Source organism: Streptomyces sp. NPDC087300, assembly GCF_044744425.1.
In the GTDB taxonomy this organism is placed as follows: domain Bacteria; phylum Actinomycetota; class Actinomycetes; order Streptomycetales; family Streptomycetaceae; genus Streptomyces.
Genome location: NZ_JBIUYI010000004.1, coordinates 926034 through 940757 on the forward strand (window position 1 = coordinate 926034; position 14724 = coordinate 940757).

Below are 14724 nucleotides of genomic sequence, written 5' to 3' on the forward strand. Positions count from 1 at the left end.
GGTGCGTGCCGACGGCTTTCGGTACTGTCGGGCGCGATGCACAAGACCCTGATCGTCACGAACGACTTCCCGCCCAGGCCCGGTGGCATCCAGGCGTTCCTGCACAACATGGCGCTGCGCCTGGACCCGGAGCAGCTCGTCGTCTACGCCTCCACCTGGAAGCGCGGCCGCGAGGGCGCGGAGGCCACCGCGGCCTTCGACGCCGAGCAGCCCTTCCAGGTCGTACGCGACCCCACGACGATGCTGCTCCCCACCCCGCGCGTCACCCGCCGCGCGGTCTCCCTGCTGCGGGAACACGGCTGTACGTCGGTGTGGTTCGGGGCGGCCGCGCCGCTCGGCCTGATGGGCGGCGCGCTGCGCAAGGCGGGCGCGACGCGCCTCGTCGCCACCACGCACGGGCACGAGGCGGGCTGGGCCCAGCTGCCCGCGTCGCGCCAACTCCTGCGCAGGATCGGCGAGTCGACGGACACGATCACCTACCTCGGCGAGTACACGCGCTCGCGGATCGCCCCCGCGCTGACGCCCGCCGCCGCGGGCCGCATGGTCCAACTGCCGCCCGGCGTCGACGAGAAGACCTTCCACCCCGACTCGGGCGGCGCCGCCGTGCGGGCCAGGCTCGGCCTGACCGACCGCCCCGTGGTCGTCTGCGTCTCGCGCCTCGTGCCGCGCAAGGGCCAGGACACGCTGATCCTCGCCATGCCGCGGATCCTGGCGCGGTCGCCCGAAGCGGTGCTCCTGATCGTCGGGGGCGGCCCCTACGAGAGGGACCTGCGCAAGCTCGCCGCCGAGACCGGCGTCGCCGACTCCGTCGTGTTCACCGGGGCCGTGCCCTGGGAGGAACTCCCCGCGCACCACGGCGCGGGCGACGTCTTCGCCATGCCCTGCCGGACGCGCCGCGGCGGCCTGGACGTGGAGGGCCTCGGCATCGTCTACCTGGAGGCCTCGGCGACGGGCATTCCGGTTGTCGCCGGCGATTCCGGCGGAGCGCCGGACGCGGTGCTCGACGGCGAGACCGGCTGGGTGGTCCGCGGCGGCGCCCCCGAGGAGGCGGCGGACCGGATCGTCGCGTTGCTCGCCGATCCTGAGTTGCGTGCGCGGATGGGGGCGCGGGGCCGGGAGTGGGTGGAGGAACGGTGGCGCTGGGACTTGCTGGCTGAGCGCCTCAGGGGTCTGCTGTAACGCCTACTGGGCTGCCGCGTGGGGTTCGTTGGCGGCTTTCCGTCGTCTCTGGCTGGCCGCGCAGTTCCCCGCGCCCCTAAGGGGCGGCTTCGCCGCCTTAGGGGCGCGGGGAACTGCGCGAGCAACCACGACGAACCCGCACCCGCGCACAAGGAGCCCCCCCCACGGCGAGTGGGCGCCCCCGCCAACGCTACCCGCGGTAAATCGCCTCGATCTCGTCCGCGTAATCCTTGGCCACCACATTCCGCTTCAATTTCAGCGAAGGCGTCAGGTGGCCCGACTCCTCCGTGAACTGCGACCCGAGGATCCGGAACTTGCGTACGGACTCCGCCTTGGAGACCGCCGCGTTGCCGTCGTCCACCGCGCTCTGGATCGCCGCGAGCAGATCCGCGTCGTCACGGAGCGAGGCCGCCGTGGAGTCGGCGGGCTTGCCGTGCTCGGCGGCCCACCGGCCGAGGAACTCGTCGTCGACGGTGATCAGCGCGCCCACGAAGGGGCGGCCGTCGCCGACGACCATGCACTCGGCGACCAGGGCGTGCGCGCGGATGCGGTCCTCGATCACGGCGGGGGCGACGTTCTTGCCGCCCGCGGTGACGATGATCTCCTTCTTGCGCCCGGTGATGCGCAGATAGCCGTCCTCGTCGAGCGTGCCGATGTCGCCGGTGTGGAACCAGCCGTCGGCCAGGGCCTCTTCGGTGGCGCCCTCGTTGTTCCAGTACCCCTTGAAGAGGTGCTCGCCGTGGAGCAGCACCTCGCCGTCGTCGGCGATCCGCACGACCGAGCCGGGCAGCGGCTGGCCGACCGTGCCGATCTTCTGGCGATCCCAGGGGTTGAAGGCGGTGGCGGCGCAGGACTCGGTCAGGCCGTAGCCCTCCAGGACCGTGAAGCCGATGCCGCGGAAGAAGTGGCCGAGGCGCTCGCCGAGCGGGGCGCCGCCGGAGATCGCGTACTCGCCGCGGCCGCCGAGCACCGCGCGCAGCTTGCTGTAGACCAGCTTGTCGAAGACCTTGTACTTGATCTTCAGGCCGAGCGAGGGCCCGGCGGGGGTGTCGAGCGCGCGGCTGTAGGCGATCGCGGTGTCCGCGGCCTTGTCGAAGATCTTGCCCTTGCCGTCGGCCTGGGCCTTGGCGCGCGCCGAGTTGTAGACCTTCTCGAAGACGCGCGGGACGCCCAGGATCATGGTCGGCCGGAACGACGCCAGCTCGTCGGTGAGGTTCTTGACGTCGGGCGCGTGGCCGAGCTTGATCGGCGCCATCAGCGCGGCGACCTCGACGAGCCGTCCGAAGACGTGCGCGACGGGAAGGAAGAGGAGCACCGAACAGTCGCCGGTACGGAACAGGGGTTTGAGGCGCTCCACCACGTTGCCGCACTCGGCGAAGAAGCTGCGGTGCGTGAGGACGCAGCCCTTGGGGCGGCCCGTGGTGCCCGAGGTGTAGACGATGGTGGCCGGGTCGTCGGCGCCCGCCACCGCGCCGCGCTCCTCGACGGCCTCGTCCGTGACGTCGGCGCCCGCGCGGTTCAGCTCGTCGACGCCGCCCTTGTCGATCTGCCATACGTGCGCGAGGGCGGGCAGCCGGTCGCGCACGGATTCGACGGCTTCGGCGTGCGTGTCCAGCTCGACGAGGCAGGCCACGGCGCCGGAGTCGCCGAGGATCCACTGGATCTGCTCGGCCGAGCTGGTCTCGTACACCGGCACGGTGACCGCGCCCGCGTACCAGATGGCGAAGTCGAGGAGGGTCCACTCGTAGCGCGTGCGGGACATCAGGCCCACCCGGTCGCCCGCCTCGACGCCGGAGGCGATCAGCCCTTTGGCGGTGGCGCGCACCTCGGCGAGGAAGGTCTTGGCGGTGACGTCCTGCCAGCGGCCCTCGGTCTTGCGTCCGATGACGGCGACATCCGGGTGCTGCGCGGCATTTCTGCGGACGATGTCGGTCAGATTGCCGTCCGCAGGGACCTCGTACAGGGCCGGAAGGCTGAACTCGCGCAAGACTGCTGCTCCTACATAGGGCGCCGGCGCCACGACGTTGTGTGCTGCGACGGTGCGGTCCAAGATCGGGCAGGTGCTCGAGCGGGGGAGGGCTGAGCACTACTGGACTGCCCGGACGTTACCCATCGGTATGGCTTGTTCGGTAGGGGGGCAGGGCCAGATGTTCGGTGCGTCACACGTCGTTGTGGTCTGAATCGCACAGTACGCCACCGTCTTCCCGACTCGGAAGTAACCGCAGGTCCGGCCGCTGACCCAGGCCCCTACCCTCCGCCGGGCGGCCGTCCTAGGGTGATCGGCATGCCAGCTTTCCGGGTCAACGTGGTCAGTGACGTGCACGGCAACGCGGCGGACCTCGCCCGCGCGGGCGAGGGTGCGGACGCGCTGGTCTGCCTCGGCGACCTCGTGCTCTTCCTCGACTACGCCGATCACTCGCGCGGGATCTTCCCCGACCTGTTCGGCGCGGAGAACGCGGGCCGCCTGGTGGAGCTGCGCACCGCACGCCGCTTCGACGAGGCCAGGGCGTTCGGCGCGGAGCTCTGGGCGGGCGTCGACCGGCGGCCCGCGATCGAGCGCGCGGTCCGCAAGCAGTACGCCGAGATGTTCGCGGCCTTCCCCACCCCGACGTACGCCACCTACGGCAATGTCGACATGCCGACCCTGTGGCCGGAGTACGCCGGGCCCGGCACCACCGTCCTGGACGGCGAGCGCGTGGAGATCGGCGGCCGCGTCTTCGGCTTCGTCGGTGGCGGCCTGCGCACCCCCATGCGGACGCCCTACGAGATCAGCGACGAGGAGTACGCGGCGAAGATCGAGGCCGTCGGCGAGGTCGACGTCCTCTGTACGCACATTCCGCCGGACATCCCCGAGCTCCTCTACGACACCGTGGCGCGCCGCTTCGAGCGGGGCAGCGCCGCGCTGCTCGACGCCGTCCGCAGGACCCGGCCGAAGTACGCGCTCTTCGGTCATGTGCACCAGCCGCTGGTCCGGCGCATGCGGATCGGCGCCACCGAGTGCGTGAACGTCGGGCACTTCGCCGGGTCGGGCAGGCCCTGGGCCCTGGAGTGGTGAGCGCCCGGCGCGCGGTAGCCTTCACGCGGTACGCATCACCGCATCCCGGACCGCATCTGGAGGAGCCACGGCCATGGCCGAACACACCAGCTCGAGCATCACGATCGAGGCGGCACCGGCCGAGGTCATGGGGGTGATCGCCGACTTCGCGCGCTACCCGGACTGGACGGGAGAGGTGAAGGAGGCCGACGTACTCGCCACCGACGAGCAGGGCCGTGCCAAGGAGGTCCGCCTCGTCATGGACGCGGGCGCGATCAAGGACGACCAGACGCTCGGTTACACCTGGACCGGTGACAACGAGGTCAGCTGGACCCTCGTCAAGTCCCAGATGCTGCGCTCGCTGGACGGTTCGTACCTCCTGGCGCCCGCCGGTGCCGGTACCGAGGTCACCTACCGGCTCACCGTCGACGTCAAGATCCCCATGCTCGGGATGATCAAGCGCAAGGCCGAGAAGGTCATCATCGACCGGGCGCTCGCGGGCCTGAAGAAGCGCGTGGAGGACGGGCCCAAGGCCTGATCCCACAGGTCGGCCGTCCGTCGGGCACCCGCGGGCGGCCCCGCCCGCTGACGTACCGTTCACTCTTATGCGCACCCTCCTCGTCACTGGGCCCGGCGGCGCCGGGCGCACCACCCTCGCCGCCGCCACCGCGCTCGCCGCCGCCCGCGCGGGCCGCAGGACCCTGGTGATCTCCGGCGACCGCACCGACACCCTCGGCGCGGCGCTCGGCGCCCCGGACGCGCACCCCGGCCTCACCGCGCTGCGGCTCACCCCCGACGACCGGTTCAGGGACGACCTGGCCGCCCTCCAGGAGCGGGCCGGATCCGTCTTCGAACTGCTGGGCGCCGACCGGCTCGACGGCGAGGAACTGACCCCGCTGCCCGGCGGCGACGAGCTCGCCCTGCTGCGCGCCCTGCGGGACGCCGCCCGCGAGGGGACGTACGACACCGTCGTCGTCGACCTGCCCGCCGCCCCCAAGGCACTCGCCGCCCTCGCCCTGCCCGAGCAGCTGCGCCGCTATCTGCGCCGGCTGCTCCCGCCCGAGCGGCAGGCGGCCCGCGCGCTGCGCCCGATGCTCGGCCGCCTCGCGGGCGTCCCGATGCCGGCCACCTGGCTGTACGAGACCGCGGCCCGCTGGGAGGACGAACTCGCCGCCGTCCAGGCCCTGGTCGAGGCCGGGGACACCACCGTCCACCTGGTCGCCGAGCCCGGCCCCGGCGGCGCCGACGCGCTGCGCGCCGCCACCACGGGCCTCGCCCTGCACGGGCTGCGCACCGACCTCGTGATCGCCAACCGGCTCCTGCCCGAGGACAGCGCCGACACCTGGCTCGCGGCGCTCTGCGCCCAGCAGCGCAAGACGCTCGCGGAGTGGGAGACGGCGTACGACAGGGTCCTCGCCGTCCCGCACCTCGGGCGCGACCCGCGCGGCGCCGACGAGATCGCCGCCCTCGGGGTGCCCGCGCCGGACGCCGCACCTGGCCCCGTCCAGTGGCCCGTCACCGAGGACCGTGCCGACGACGGCGAGCGCGTGTACGTATGGCACATCCCGCTCCCCGGTGTCGTACGCGAGGAGCTCGGCCTGATCAGGCGCGGCGACGAACTCATCGTCACCGCGGGTCCCTTCCGGCGCATCGTGGCCCTGCCGTCCGCGCTGCGCCGCTGCACCGTCGCGGGCGCCGGGCTGCGCGAGGGCGAGCTGCGGGTGCGGTTCACGCCCGACCCGGACCTGTGGCCGCGCGAGCGGTGAACGGTCTACCGCCATTCGGGTAACGTCGTAAGACATGAGCGATGCCACCGAGCGGGAAGCCCCCGAAGTCGACGCCGACGCCTGGGAGAAGGCGTGCGCCGAGGACCTCGCGGCGGAGAAGGCCCGGCGCCGCGCGCAGCACGGCCCGCCGCCCGGGTCGGCCGCCGAGGAGCTGCGCAAGCTCGTCGACGCCGTCTCCGACAAGCTCTCCGGGCTGCAGGCGCCGCTCCTCGGCGCCGTCGCGCAGGGCGCCGTCGAGCAGACCCTGAAGCAGGTCGTCAGAGAGGCGAAGGCCGTCGTCGAGCCGGTCATCGAGCGCAACCCCGACGTCTTCGACCACCTCGCCGCGGCGGGCTCCGAGCTGCTCGCCGCCTACCGCTCGGCGGTCACGGGACAGGAGGGCCGCTGGACCCGGGGCGACGAGGCGGACGGTGGCGCACGCGGCGGCGCGCGCGGCGACGACCGCCCCGGCCGCACCGAGGAGGGGCCGGCGTCCGGCGAACACATCGATCTGGACTGACCCCCCTCGGGTACGGTGGGCCGTAGCGGGGCTCGATCGAACTGAGGGATTCATGGGACTCACCATCGGCGTCGACATCGGCGGCACGAAGATCGCGGCCGGCGTGGTCGACGAGGACGGCAACATCCTCTCGACCTTCAAGGTGCCGACCCCCGGTACTTCCGAGGCCATCGTGGACGCGATCGCCTCCGCCGTGGAGGGCGCACGGGCCGGGCACGAGATCGTCGGCGTCGGCATCGGCGCCGCCGGCTACGTCAACCGCCAGCGCTCCACTGTCTACTTCGCGCCGAACATCGACTGGCGGCAGGAGCCGCTCAAGGACGAGGTCGAGAAGCGCGTCGGCCTGCCGGTCGTCGTCGAGAACGACGCCAACGCGGCCGCCTGGGGCGAGTACCGCTTCGGCGGCGGCAAGGGCCACCGCAACGTCATCTGCATCACGCTCGGCACCGGCCTCGGCGGCGGCATCATCATCGGCAACAAGCTGCGCCGCGGGCACTTCGGCGTGGCCGCCGAGTTCGGCCACATCCGGATGGTCCCGGACGGGCTGCTCTGCGGCTGCGGCAGCCAGGGCTGCTGGGAGCAGTACGCCTCGGGCCGCGCCCTCGTGCGGTACGCGAAGCAGCGCGCCAACGCCACCCCGGAGAACGCCGAGTACCTGCTCTCCCTCGGCGACGGCACCCCCGACGGCATCGAGGGCAAGCACATCTCGATGGCCGCCCGGCAGGGCGACGCGGTCGCGGTCGACTCCTACCGCGAGCTGGCCCGCTGGGCCGGTGCCGGTCTGGCCGACCTCGCCTCGCTCTTCGACCCGTCCGCGTTCATCATCGGCGGCGGCCTCTCGGACGAGGGCGAGCTGGTCCTCGACCCGATCCGCAAGTCCTTCAAGCGCTGGCTGGTGGGCAGCAACTGGCGCCCCGAGGCCCAGGTCATCGCCGCCCAGCTGGGCAACAAGGCGGGCCTGGTCGGCGCGGCGGACCTGGCGCGGGAGCCCGATCCGGTCATGTGACCCCGCGACGGGGGAGAGCCGTCGATCGCGCCGCGCGCTTGTCCTCAAACGCCGGGCGGGCTGAGTATGCTCCGCCCGCCCGGCGTTCGCGTATCTTGATCGGCATGCCGACGAGCTCGACCTCCTCGCTTCCCAACTCCCGCACCGAGCCCGACGGTTCGGCCGTCATCCGGGTGCTCAGCTACAACATCCGTTCGATGCGCGACGACACCGACGCACTCGCCAGGGTCATCGCCGCCTGCGCCCCCGATCTCGTACTGATCCAGGAGGCGCCGCGCTTCTTCCGCTGGCGCAAGAAGCTGGCCCGCCTCGCGCGCGCCGCCGACCTGGTGATCCTGAGCGGCGGCGGCAGCGCGGCGGGACCCGCGCTGCTCTGCTCGCTGCGCGCGACCGTCGAGCGGACCGAGGACGTGCTGCTCCCGCTCACCCCTGGCCTGCACCGGCGCGGCTTCGCCACCGCCGTCGTACGGTTCGGCGGGGCCCGGATCGGCGTCCTGAGCTGTCATCTGAGCCTGCAGAAGGACGAGCGGTACGCGCACGGCGGGCTGCTCCTCGACCGGCTCGCCGGGCTGGGCGTGGAGCACGCGGTCGCGGGCGGCGACCTCAACGAACGCCCCGACGGACGGACGTTCCGCCGCCTCGCATCGGCCCTCAGGGACTGCTGGGCCGTCAAGCCCTGGGGCGGCGAGCAGACCTCGACGCCCGCCGACCCGCACCAGCGCATCGACGCGATCCTCGCCACCCCCGGCATCGAAGTCCTCGGCTGCGGCGTGCCGTTGGACCTGCCCGGGGTGACGGAAGCGGACCTGAGGGCGGCCACGGACCATCTTCCGGTCCTGGCCGCCCTCAGGGTTCCCCCTATCCAGTGAGGATCATGGGCTGTTCGGCGGCGCTCACGGGCGCTGCTTCGCCCGGTCGGTGATCGCCCAGCTCTCCAGGTAGGAGAGCTGGACGTACTGCTTCATGGCCTTGCCCTCGCCCGAGGCGCGCATGTCGCGGAAGCCCAGGAACCGGTACGTCTCCGGGTCGAAGATGAAGAAGCCGCCGTAGCCGGACGAGCCCTCGGGCAGCGTCGGGTCGTCGTAGGTGATCGCGACGCCCGTGCGGCCCTTCGCGTCCTTCTGGTCAGGGACCGCCTTCACTCCGGGGATCATGCCGAGCGCTTCGTACGCCGCCGGGCGCAGCCCCTCCGGCATCACGGGGACGAGCTTGAGGAGCCCGGCGAGGCTGAAGTGGATGTCCGACCACTCCTGGTCGGTGATCTCGTCCAGGGAGTCGTTCCTGTCGTCCGGGCCCGTCTTGTGGAGCAGCGAGAGGATCAGCTTCTCCGGGTCCCTCGGCAGCTTCTTGAGGGTGCCCCAGTCCCGCGGGGGCCACATCCCCTCGTTCTCCTTGAGCGGTTCGGACCACCAGCCCTTGCCGATCTCCATGATCCAGGAGCGCTGCGAGCCGTCCACGGAGCGCCAGTTCTCGTCGACGTGCCGCTTGACCTCGCCCGTCCCCTTCTCGGTCTCCTTGATGATCTCCTTCGTGTAGATGAACTGGTCGTCGCGCGGGGCGACGGTCCTCTCGTGCTCGCGGGCGTAGGCCGCGGCGCCGTTGAGCACGGCGCGCGCGCTGACGTCACGCATGGAAGGGGCGCTGCTCGCGGGCGGGTTGGCGCGGGGGTCCCCTTGACCGCCGCTGTCCACCGCGACCAGGACCGTGCCCGTCACGGCGGCCGCGACGGCTCCCGCGAGGGCGATGCGCAGCACCGGGCGGCGGTGCCACGGCGGACGCGGCGGCGCGTCCTGTTCGTTCATCGCGGCGAACAGACGCACCCGCGCGCGGTGGCGCGTGCCGTCGTCCAGCGGGGGTGCCCCCGCCTCCCAGTCGCGCAGTTCATCGAGCTCATTCATGGGCGTGTGCCTCCTGGAAAGCTGTCGGATCGGATCCGCCCAGTGCTTCGCGCAATGTGCTGCGGGCCCGGTGCAGCCGGGATCTCACGGTGCCGACGGGCACCCCCAGGGCCTGGGCCGCCTCCTCGTAGCCGAGGTCGGCCCACGCCACGAGCAGGACCACGTCGCGGTGGCGCGGGGACAGGGAGGCAAGGGCCGCCGCCAGTTCCCGGCGGATGCCCCGCGCCCCCGCCCTGGCGACCGCGCGCTCGGCGACCGGCTCCTCGTGCTGTACCGGCGGGGGCACCTGGGCCAGCGCCTTGAAGCGGCGGGCTTCGGCCCTGCGGTGTCTGCCGATGAGGTTGGTCGCGATGCCGAACAGCCAGGGGCGGGCGTCGGCCCGCGCCGGGTCGTAGCGGTGGCGCTGCTTGAAGGCGGTGGCGAAGGTGTCCGCCATCAGATCCTCCGCCGCCTCGGGACCGAGCCGACGGGCCGCGTACCGGTACACGGAGTCGGCATGCCGGTCGAAGAGGACGGCGAACTGCTCGGGCTCGTCCCGGGACCGCTCGATGGACCAGGCGTCACTCTGCTCGCGACTGCCCGCGCGGAGGGGGACACCGGGGTCGACGGTCATCGGGGCTCCTTTCGTTCGTCTGAACGCCTCGAAGGCTTGGGCTCGTTCGGATGCCCGGTCCGGGCGGTGCGCCCCGACCGTTCACCCCTTCTTCGCCGCTCGCCGGGATCGGGTTCCATCGGGGCTGCCGCGGGATGCCCGTGACACGCGAAGGGCCCGCCCGGAGCAAGTCCGGACGGGCCCTTCGGCGCTGCTGAGGGGCAGGGGCTCAGACGACCGCGCCGCGCCCCGGGTCGTCCTCGTCCTCGTCGTCCCCGCTGCTCATCCGCATCACGAGGGTGGCGAAGCCGCCGAGGAAGCCGCCGACGCCGAGCGTGGTCAGCCACCACGTCATCTGCCAGCCGAGCAGCACGGCGAGCAGGATCAGCAGCGGCCCGCCGATCACCGCCAGCCAGGCGAACTTCGACGTCACGTCCGCCTCGGGCAGCGGGGGCGGCTCCGGCGGTACGAAGTGGCCCTCGTCGTCCGCGTCGAAGTCGCCCTCTGACGGCTCGGGCGTGGAGTAGTCGCGCGGGCCGCCGACGCCCGGCGCGAAGGAGACGGAGCTGCCGAGCGGCTTGTCGGTGCCGGACTTGGCGCCGGGCTCCTGCTTGCCGGTGCCGCCCGCCGGGCCGTTCGTCTCCGGCTCCAGGAGGGCCAGGTCCTCGACCGACTTGAAGGGCTTGGCGCCGGGCGGGTCCGCGGGCTCCTCGCCGTACCCCGCGACGATCGCCCGCCAGGCGGCGTCCTCGTCGATCGGCAGCCCGTCGTCGGGCGCCTCGGTCTGCTCCGGTCCCTGCTCGGGCTCGCGCGGCTGCTCCTCGCCGCCCTCGCCCTTGGGGGTCCTCTCCTCGCGGCTCTCGTCGCGGTCCGCCTCGTGCTCAGCCACCGGTGGCCGTCCCTTCCTTACCGACGCTGGGGGCGAGCCGGCCGATGAACGCGTAACTCTCCTCGAAAATCCGGTCCGCGTCGTGGTCCAACGTCGCGACGTGGTAGCTCTGTTCCAGCAGGATCTCCTGGACGTCCCTGGAGGACACCCGGCTGAGCACACGGGCCGAGTCGGCGGGCGGCACCACGTGGTCCTGCGGGCTGTGCAGCACGACCAACGGCTGGGTGACCTGCGGCAGTTCGGCGTCGACCAGGCGGAAGAAGTGGCGCAGGGAGTGCGCGGCGTGCAGCGGCACCCTGTCGTAGCCGATCTCCTCGGAGCCGGGCTTGGCGATGTCGCTGGCGATGCCCTTGGTGCTGGGGATGAAGTGCCGCGCGACCGGCAGCGCGTGCGCCGCCAGGCCGTGCACCTTGTTCCCCGGGTTGACCAGGACCAGGCCGCTGATCGCGTCGCCGTGCTTGGCCGCCAGGCGCAGCGCGAGCGCGCCGCCCATGGAGAGCCCGAAGACGAAGACCCGCTCGCACCGGTCGAGCAGCGCGCGCAGCTCGCGCTCCACCTCCGCGTACCAGTCCTGCCAGCCGGTGATCTGCATGTCCTCCCAGCGCGTCCCGTGTCCGGGCAGCAGGGGCAGCGAGACGGTGAGGCCGCGCTCCGCCAGGTACTCGGCCCAGGGGCGCAGCGACTGCGGGGATCCGGTGAAGCCGTGGCAGAGGAGGACGCCGACCTCGCCGCCTTCGTGGCGGTACGGCTCGGCTCCGGAGATGACCGGCACCTTCGGTCTCCTTCGTGAGAGTTCGTGAGAGGGGAGGGGTTCAGCGCGAATCGAGGAGTACTTCACCGTACGCGACCGGACTGACACCGACCAGGGTCGTCGGGCCCATTGCCCGCCCCCCGGGTTAAGGTCTGATCCACAGACACAGGAGGCACTCGGTTTGATCTACGGCGCAATGAAGGTTGCCATCGGAGGGCCCCTGAAGCTCGGCTTCAGGCCCTGGGTGGAGGGCCTTGAGAACGTTCCCGCCGAGGGCCCCGCGATTCTGGCGAGCAATCACCTGTCCTTCTCGGACTCCTTCTTCCTCCCCGCGGTCCTCGACCGCAAGGTCACCTTCATCGCCAAGGCGGAGTACTTCACGACGCCCGGTGTGAAGGGCAAGCTCACGGCCGCCTTCTTCAAGGGCGTGGGCCAGCTCCCGGTGGACCGCTCCGGCGCGCGCGGCGCGGGCGAGGCGGCCATCAAGAGCGGCATCGAGGTCCTGGAGCGCGGTGAGCTCTTCGGCATCTACCCCGAGGGCACCCGCTCGCCCGACGGCCGGCTCTACCGCGGCAAGCCCGGCGGCCTCGCGCGCGTGGCGCTCGCCACCGGCGCCCCGGTGCTCCCGGTGGCGATGATCGACACCGAGAAGATCCAGCCGCCCGGCAAGGTGATGCCGAAGCTGATGCGTCCCGGCATCCGCATCGGCGAGCCGCTGGACTTCACGCGCTATCAGGGCATGGAGCAGGACCGCTTCGTGCTGCGCGCGCTGACCGACGAGGTCATGTACGAGATCATGAAGCTCTCCGGCCAGGAGTACGTCGACGTGTACGCGACGGCCGCCAAGCGTCAGATCACCGAGGAGGCCAAGGCGGCCAAGGCGGCGGAGAAGGCCGCAGAAAAGGCCGCCGAGAAGGCGGCGGAGAAGGCCGTCGAGAAGGCCCAGGCAGCCGAGGCGGCCGCAGAGGACGCCGGCGACAAGGAACGGTCCGGCTCCTAGCCGCGTCCGTTCAGGGGCGGGGTACGTGGGGGACGTGGGGGACATGGCCAAGCGCGAGAGAGTCATGAGGATGTCGGTCGAGCAGCCGCTGTGGCGCGCGCTCACCGGCTATCGCGTCCTGACGATGCTCTACGCGATCGCGCTGTTCGTGCGGGCGTACGACGAGTTCGACCGCCCCTGGGTGGCCTTCGCGTACTTCACGGTGCTCGCCGCCTGGACGCTCGGCACGCTGCCCCGGGTCGCGAACGCGGCGAGCTGCACCAAGCGGTTCCTCGTCGTGGACCTGGCCGTGGCGCTGAGCGGCATCCTGCTCACGCCGCTCGCCGACTCGCGCCAGCAGGTCGTCGGCGAGGGGCCGACGCTGCCCTCCATATGGACGGCGGGCGCCGTCCTCGCCTACGCGATCAAGGGCGGCTGGCGGTGGGCGGCCTGCGCCTCCGCGCTCGTCGGCGTCGCCAACATCGTGCAGCGCGGCGAGCTCACCCAGTCCACCGTGCACAACGTCCTGCTGGTCTGCATCGCCTCCATCGCCATCGGCTACGTCGTCGAGGTGGCCCGCGCCTCCGAGCGCACCCTCGCCCGCGCCCTGGAGATCGAGGCCGCCACCCGCGAACGCGAACGGCTTGCCCGCGACATCCACGACAGCGTCCTCCAGGTCCTCGCGATGGTGCAGCGGCGCGGCACCGCCATCGGCGGCGAGGCGGCGGAGCTCGGCCGGATGGCGGGGGAGCAGGAGGTCGCGCTGCGCACCCTGGTCGCCGGAGGGCTCGTGCGCATCTCGCACGCGTCGGAGGACGCCTCGCAGGGGGCGCTCGTCCGCGCTGTCGAGGAACCCGAAGACGACCCCGACGACCTGGACGACCCCGACGCCGGGCCCTGCGACCTGCGCTCCCTGCTCTTCCCGCACGCCGGGTCGAAGGTGACGCTCTCGGAGCCCGGCGCACCGGTCCACCTCGCGCCCCGCGCGGCCAGGGAGCTCGCGGCCGCTGTCAGTGCCGCACTGGACAATGTCCGCAGACACGCGGGAGCGGACGCGCACGCCTGGATCCTGGTCGAGGACGAGCCGGACGCGGTGATCGTGACGGTCCGCGACGACGGCCCCGGCATCCCGGAGGGACGGCTCGCCGAGGCCGAGGGGGAGGGTCGCCTCGGGGTCGCCCTGTCGATCAGGGGGCGGCTGCGGGACATCGGGGGCACGGCCGAGCTGATCTCGGTGCCGGGCCAGGGCACGGAAGTGGAACTGCAGGTCCCGCGCGAGGCGCGGGACGCACGGGGGAAGGCGGGAAGAACATGACGAGCGAGCGAGAGCGGGACGGTTCCGTGGAGCGGACGGCAGGGGCGGGCGCCGAAGGGGGCGCGGGACCGACCAAGGTCATGGTCGTCGACGACCACCCGATGTGGCGCGACGCGGTCGCCCGCGACCTGGCGGCCGCGGGTCTCGACGTGGTCGCGACCGCGGGCGACGGCGAGCAGGCGGTCCGCCGCGCGCAGGCCGCCGCCCCCGACGTCCTGGTGCTCGACCTGAACCTCCCGCTGAAGCCGGGCGTCCAGGTCTGCAAGGAGCTCGTCGGCGCCAACCCGGCCCTGCGCGTCCTGGTCCTGTCCGCGAGCGGCGAGCACGCCGACGTCCTGGAGGCGGTCAAGTCCGGCGCCACCGGCTATCTCCTGAAGTCGGCCTCCACGGAGGAGCTGATCGACGCGGTGCGCCGCACGGCCGTCGGCGACGCCGTCTTCACCCCGGGCCTCGCGGGCCTGGTCCTCGGCGAGTACCGCAGGCTGGCCTCCGACACCTCCCCCGGCACCCCGGACGAGCAGAAGGCCCCGCAGCTCACCGACCGCGAGACGGAGGTCCTCCGCCTGGTCGCCAAGGGCCTGAGCTACAAGCAGATCGCCGAGCGCCTGGTGATCTCGCACCGCACCGTCCAGAACCACGTGCAGAACACCCTGGGCAAGCTCCAGCTGCACAACAGGGTGGAGCTCGTGCGGTACGCGATAGAGCGTGGTCTCGACGACGCGTGACCCTCACGGGGGCGGACACGTGACCCTCGAAAGGGTGAACACGCGTGATCAACTCCCCTGTCATGCGCAG

15 protein-coding genes are annotated in these 14724 nt (G+C 72.4%); 10 read left to right on the forward strand and 5 right to left on the reverse strand.

Features of this window, described 5'->3' with window-relative positions:
• The first annotated feature begins 36 nt into the window (after positions 1 to 36).
• Positions 37 to 1179, forward strand: a complete 1143-nt coding sequence (locus tag ACIO9J_RS19895) for a glycosyltransferase family 4 protein (protein WP_402000745.1) — start codon at positions 37 to 39, stop codon at positions 1177 to 1179.
• Between the two features lie 190 nt (positions 1180 to 1369).
• On the opposite strand, the gene ACIO9J_RS19900 is transcribed toward ACIO9J_RS19895, so the two are convergent.
• A complete protein-coding gene (locus tag ACIO9J_RS19900; RefSeq protein ID WP_402000747.1) occupies positions 1370 to 3166 on the reverse strand; it encodes an AMP-dependent synthetase/ligase in 1797 nt (598 codons plus the stop codon).
• Positions 3167 to 3463: 297 nt separating this feature from the next.
• Between ACIO9J_RS19900 and ACIO9J_RS19905 the strand changes: the two genes are divergently transcribed.
• The 6 genes from ACIO9J_RS19905 to ACIO9J_RS19930 all read left to right on the forward strand — a co-directional run bounded on the left by ACIO9J_RS19905 (position 3464) and on the right by ACIO9J_RS19930 (position 8374).
• Positions 3464 to 4234: a metallophosphoesterase gene (locus ACIO9J_RS19905; protein ID WP_402000749.1), complete on the forward strand. Its 771-nt coding sequence runs from the start codon at positions 3464 to 3466 to the stop codon at positions 4232 to 4234.
• Between the two features lie 73 nt (positions 4235 to 4307).
• Positions 4308 to 4751 carry an SRPBCC family protein gene (locus ACIO9J_RS19910; protein WP_402000752.1) on the forward strand — a complete coding sequence of 148 codons (444 nt, stop codon included), beginning with the start codon at positions 4308 to 4310 and terminating at the stop codon, positions 4749 to 4751.
• Positions 4752 to 4818: 67 nt separating this feature from the next.
• Positions 4819 to 5979, forward strand: coding sequence for an ArsA-related P-loop ATPase (locus ACIO9J_RS19915; protein WP_402000755.1), 1161 nt, complete (start codon positions 4819 to 4821; stop codon positions 5977 to 5979).
• Positions 5980 to 6013: 34 nt separating this feature from the next.
• Positions 6014 to 6499 carry a DUF5304 domain-containing protein gene (locus ACIO9J_RS19920; protein WP_402000758.1) on the forward strand — a complete coding sequence of 162 codons (486 nt, stop codon included), beginning with the start codon at positions 6014 to 6016 and terminating at the stop codon, positions 6497 to 6499.
• A gap of 52 nt (positions 6500 to 6551) precedes the next feature.
• A complete protein-coding gene (locus ACIO9J_RS19925; RefSeq protein WP_402000761.1) occupies positions 6552 to 7505 on the forward strand; it encodes an ROK family glucokinase in 954 nt (317 codons plus the stop codon).
• Positions 7506 to 7609: 104 nt separating this feature from the next.
• Positions 7610 to 8374 (forward strand): endonuclease/exonuclease/phosphatase family protein, encoded by a 765-nt coding sequence (locus ACIO9J_RS19930; protein WP_402000764.1) that lies wholly within the window; start codon positions 7610 to 7612, stop codon positions 8372 to 8374.
• A 24-nt stretch (positions 8375 to 8398) separates the two neighbouring features.
• On the opposite strand, the gene ACIO9J_RS19935 is transcribed toward ACIO9J_RS19930, so the two are convergent.
• The 4 genes from ACIO9J_RS19935 to ACIO9J_RS19950 all read right to left on the reverse strand — a co-directional run bounded on the left by ACIO9J_RS19935 (position 8399) and on the right by ACIO9J_RS19950 (position 11656).
• A complete protein-coding gene (locus ACIO9J_RS19935; protein WP_402000767.1) occupies positions 8399 to 9403 on the reverse strand; it encodes a CU044_5270 family protein in 1005 nt (334 codons plus the stop codon).
• Positions 9396 to 10016 carry an RNA polymerase sigma factor gene (locus ACIO9J_RS19940; RefSeq protein WP_402000770.1) on the reverse strand — a complete coding sequence of 207 codons (621 nt, stop codon included), beginning with the start codon at positions 10014 to 10016 and terminating at the stop codon, positions 9396 to 9398. Before ACIO9J_RS19940 ends, ACIO9J_RS19935 begins: the two co-directional genes overlap by 8 nt.
• Before the next feature lie 208 nt (positions 10017 to 10224).
• Positions 10225 to 10884 carry a hypothetical protein gene (locus tag ACIO9J_RS19945; protein ID WP_402000773.1) on the reverse strand — a complete coding sequence of 220 codons (660 nt, stop codon included), beginning with the start codon at positions 10882 to 10884 and terminating at the stop codon, positions 10225 to 10227.
• Positions 10877 to 11656 carry an alpha/beta hydrolase gene (locus tag ACIO9J_RS19950; RefSeq protein WP_402000775.1) on the reverse strand — a complete coding sequence of 260 codons (780 nt, stop codon included), beginning with the start codon at positions 11654 to 11656 and terminating at the stop codon, positions 10877 to 10879. Before ACIO9J_RS19950 ends, ACIO9J_RS19945 begins: the two co-directional genes overlap by 8 nt.
• 175 nt (positions 11657 to 11831) lie before the next feature.
• Here ACIO9J_RS19950 and ACIO9J_RS19955 point away from each other — a divergent pair, with 175 nt between their 5' ends.
• The 3 genes from ACIO9J_RS19955 (at position 11832) to ACIO9J_RS19965 (ending at position 14654) form a co-directional block, all read left to right on the forward strand.
• Positions 11832 to 12635, forward strand: a complete 804-nt coding sequence (locus tag ACIO9J_RS19955) for a lysophospholipid acyltransferase family protein (RefSeq protein ID WP_402000778.1) — start codon at positions 11832 to 11834, stop codon at positions 12633 to 12635.
• Positions 12636 to 12678: 43 nt separating this feature from the next.
• Positions 12679 to 13929 carry a MacS family sensor histidine kinase gene (gene macS / locus ACIO9J_RS19960; RefSeq protein ID WP_402000781.1) on the forward strand — a complete coding sequence of 417 codons (1251 nt, stop codon included), beginning with the start codon at positions 12679 to 12681 and terminating at the stop codon, positions 13927 to 13929.
• Between the two features lie 80 nt (positions 13930 to 14009).
• Entirely contained in the window at positions 14010 to 14654 is a 645-nt protein-coding gene (locus ACIO9J_RS19965; RefSeq protein WP_402001148.1) for a response regulator, read from the forward strand.
• Positions 14655 to 14724: the final 70 nt, after the last annotated feature.

Bases quoted from the DNA above. Each gene is read 5' to 3' on its own strand.
- ACIO9J_RS19895 (WP_402000745.1), top strand. From the start codon at position 37: ATGCACAAGACCCTGATCGTCACGAACGACTTCCCGCCCAGGCCCGGT.
- ACIO9J_RS19905 (WP_402000749.1), top strand. From the start codon at position 3,464: ATGCCAGCTTTCCGGGTCAACGTGGTCAGTGACGTGCACGGCAACGCG.
- ACIO9J_RS19910 (WP_402000752.1), top strand. From the start codon at position 4,308: ATGGCCGAACACACCAGCTCGAGCATCACGATCGAGGCGGCACCGGCC.
- ACIO9J_RS19915 (WP_402000755.1), top strand. From the start codon at position 4,819: ATGCGCACCCTCCTCGTCACTGGGCCCGGCGGCGCCGGGCGCACCACC.
- ACIO9J_RS19920 (WP_402000758.1), top strand. From the start codon at position 6,014: ATGAGCGATGCCACCGAGCGGGAAGCCCCCGAAGTCGACGCCGACGCC.
- ACIO9J_RS19925 (WP_402000761.1), top strand. From the start codon at position 6,552: ATGGGACTCACCATCGGCGTCGACATCGGCGGCACGAAGATCGCGGCC.
- ACIO9J_RS19930 (WP_402000764.1), top strand. From the start codon at position 7,610: ATGCCGACGAGCTCGACCTCCTCGCTTCCCAACTCCCGCACCGAGCCC.
- ACIO9J_RS19935 (WP_402000767.1), bottom strand. From the start codon at position 9,403: ATGAATGAGCTCGATGAACTGCGCGACTGGGAGGCGGGGGCACCCCCG.
- ACIO9J_RS19940 (WP_402000770.1), bottom strand. From the start codon at position 10,016: ATGACCGTCGACCCCGGTGTCCCCCTCCGCGCGGGCAGTCGCGAGCAG.
- ACIO9J_RS19955 (WP_402000778.1), top strand. From the start codon at position 11,832: ATGAAGGTTGCCATCGGAGGGCCCCTGAAGCTCGGCTTCAGGCCCTGG.
- macS (WP_402000781.1), top strand. From the start codon at position 12,679: ATGGCCAAGCGCGAGAGAGTCATGAGGATGTCGGTCGAGCAGCCGCTG.
- ACIO9J_RS19965 (WP_402001148.1), top strand. From the start codon at position 14,010: ATGGTCGTCGACGACCACCCGATGTGGCGCGACGCGGTCGCCCGCGAC.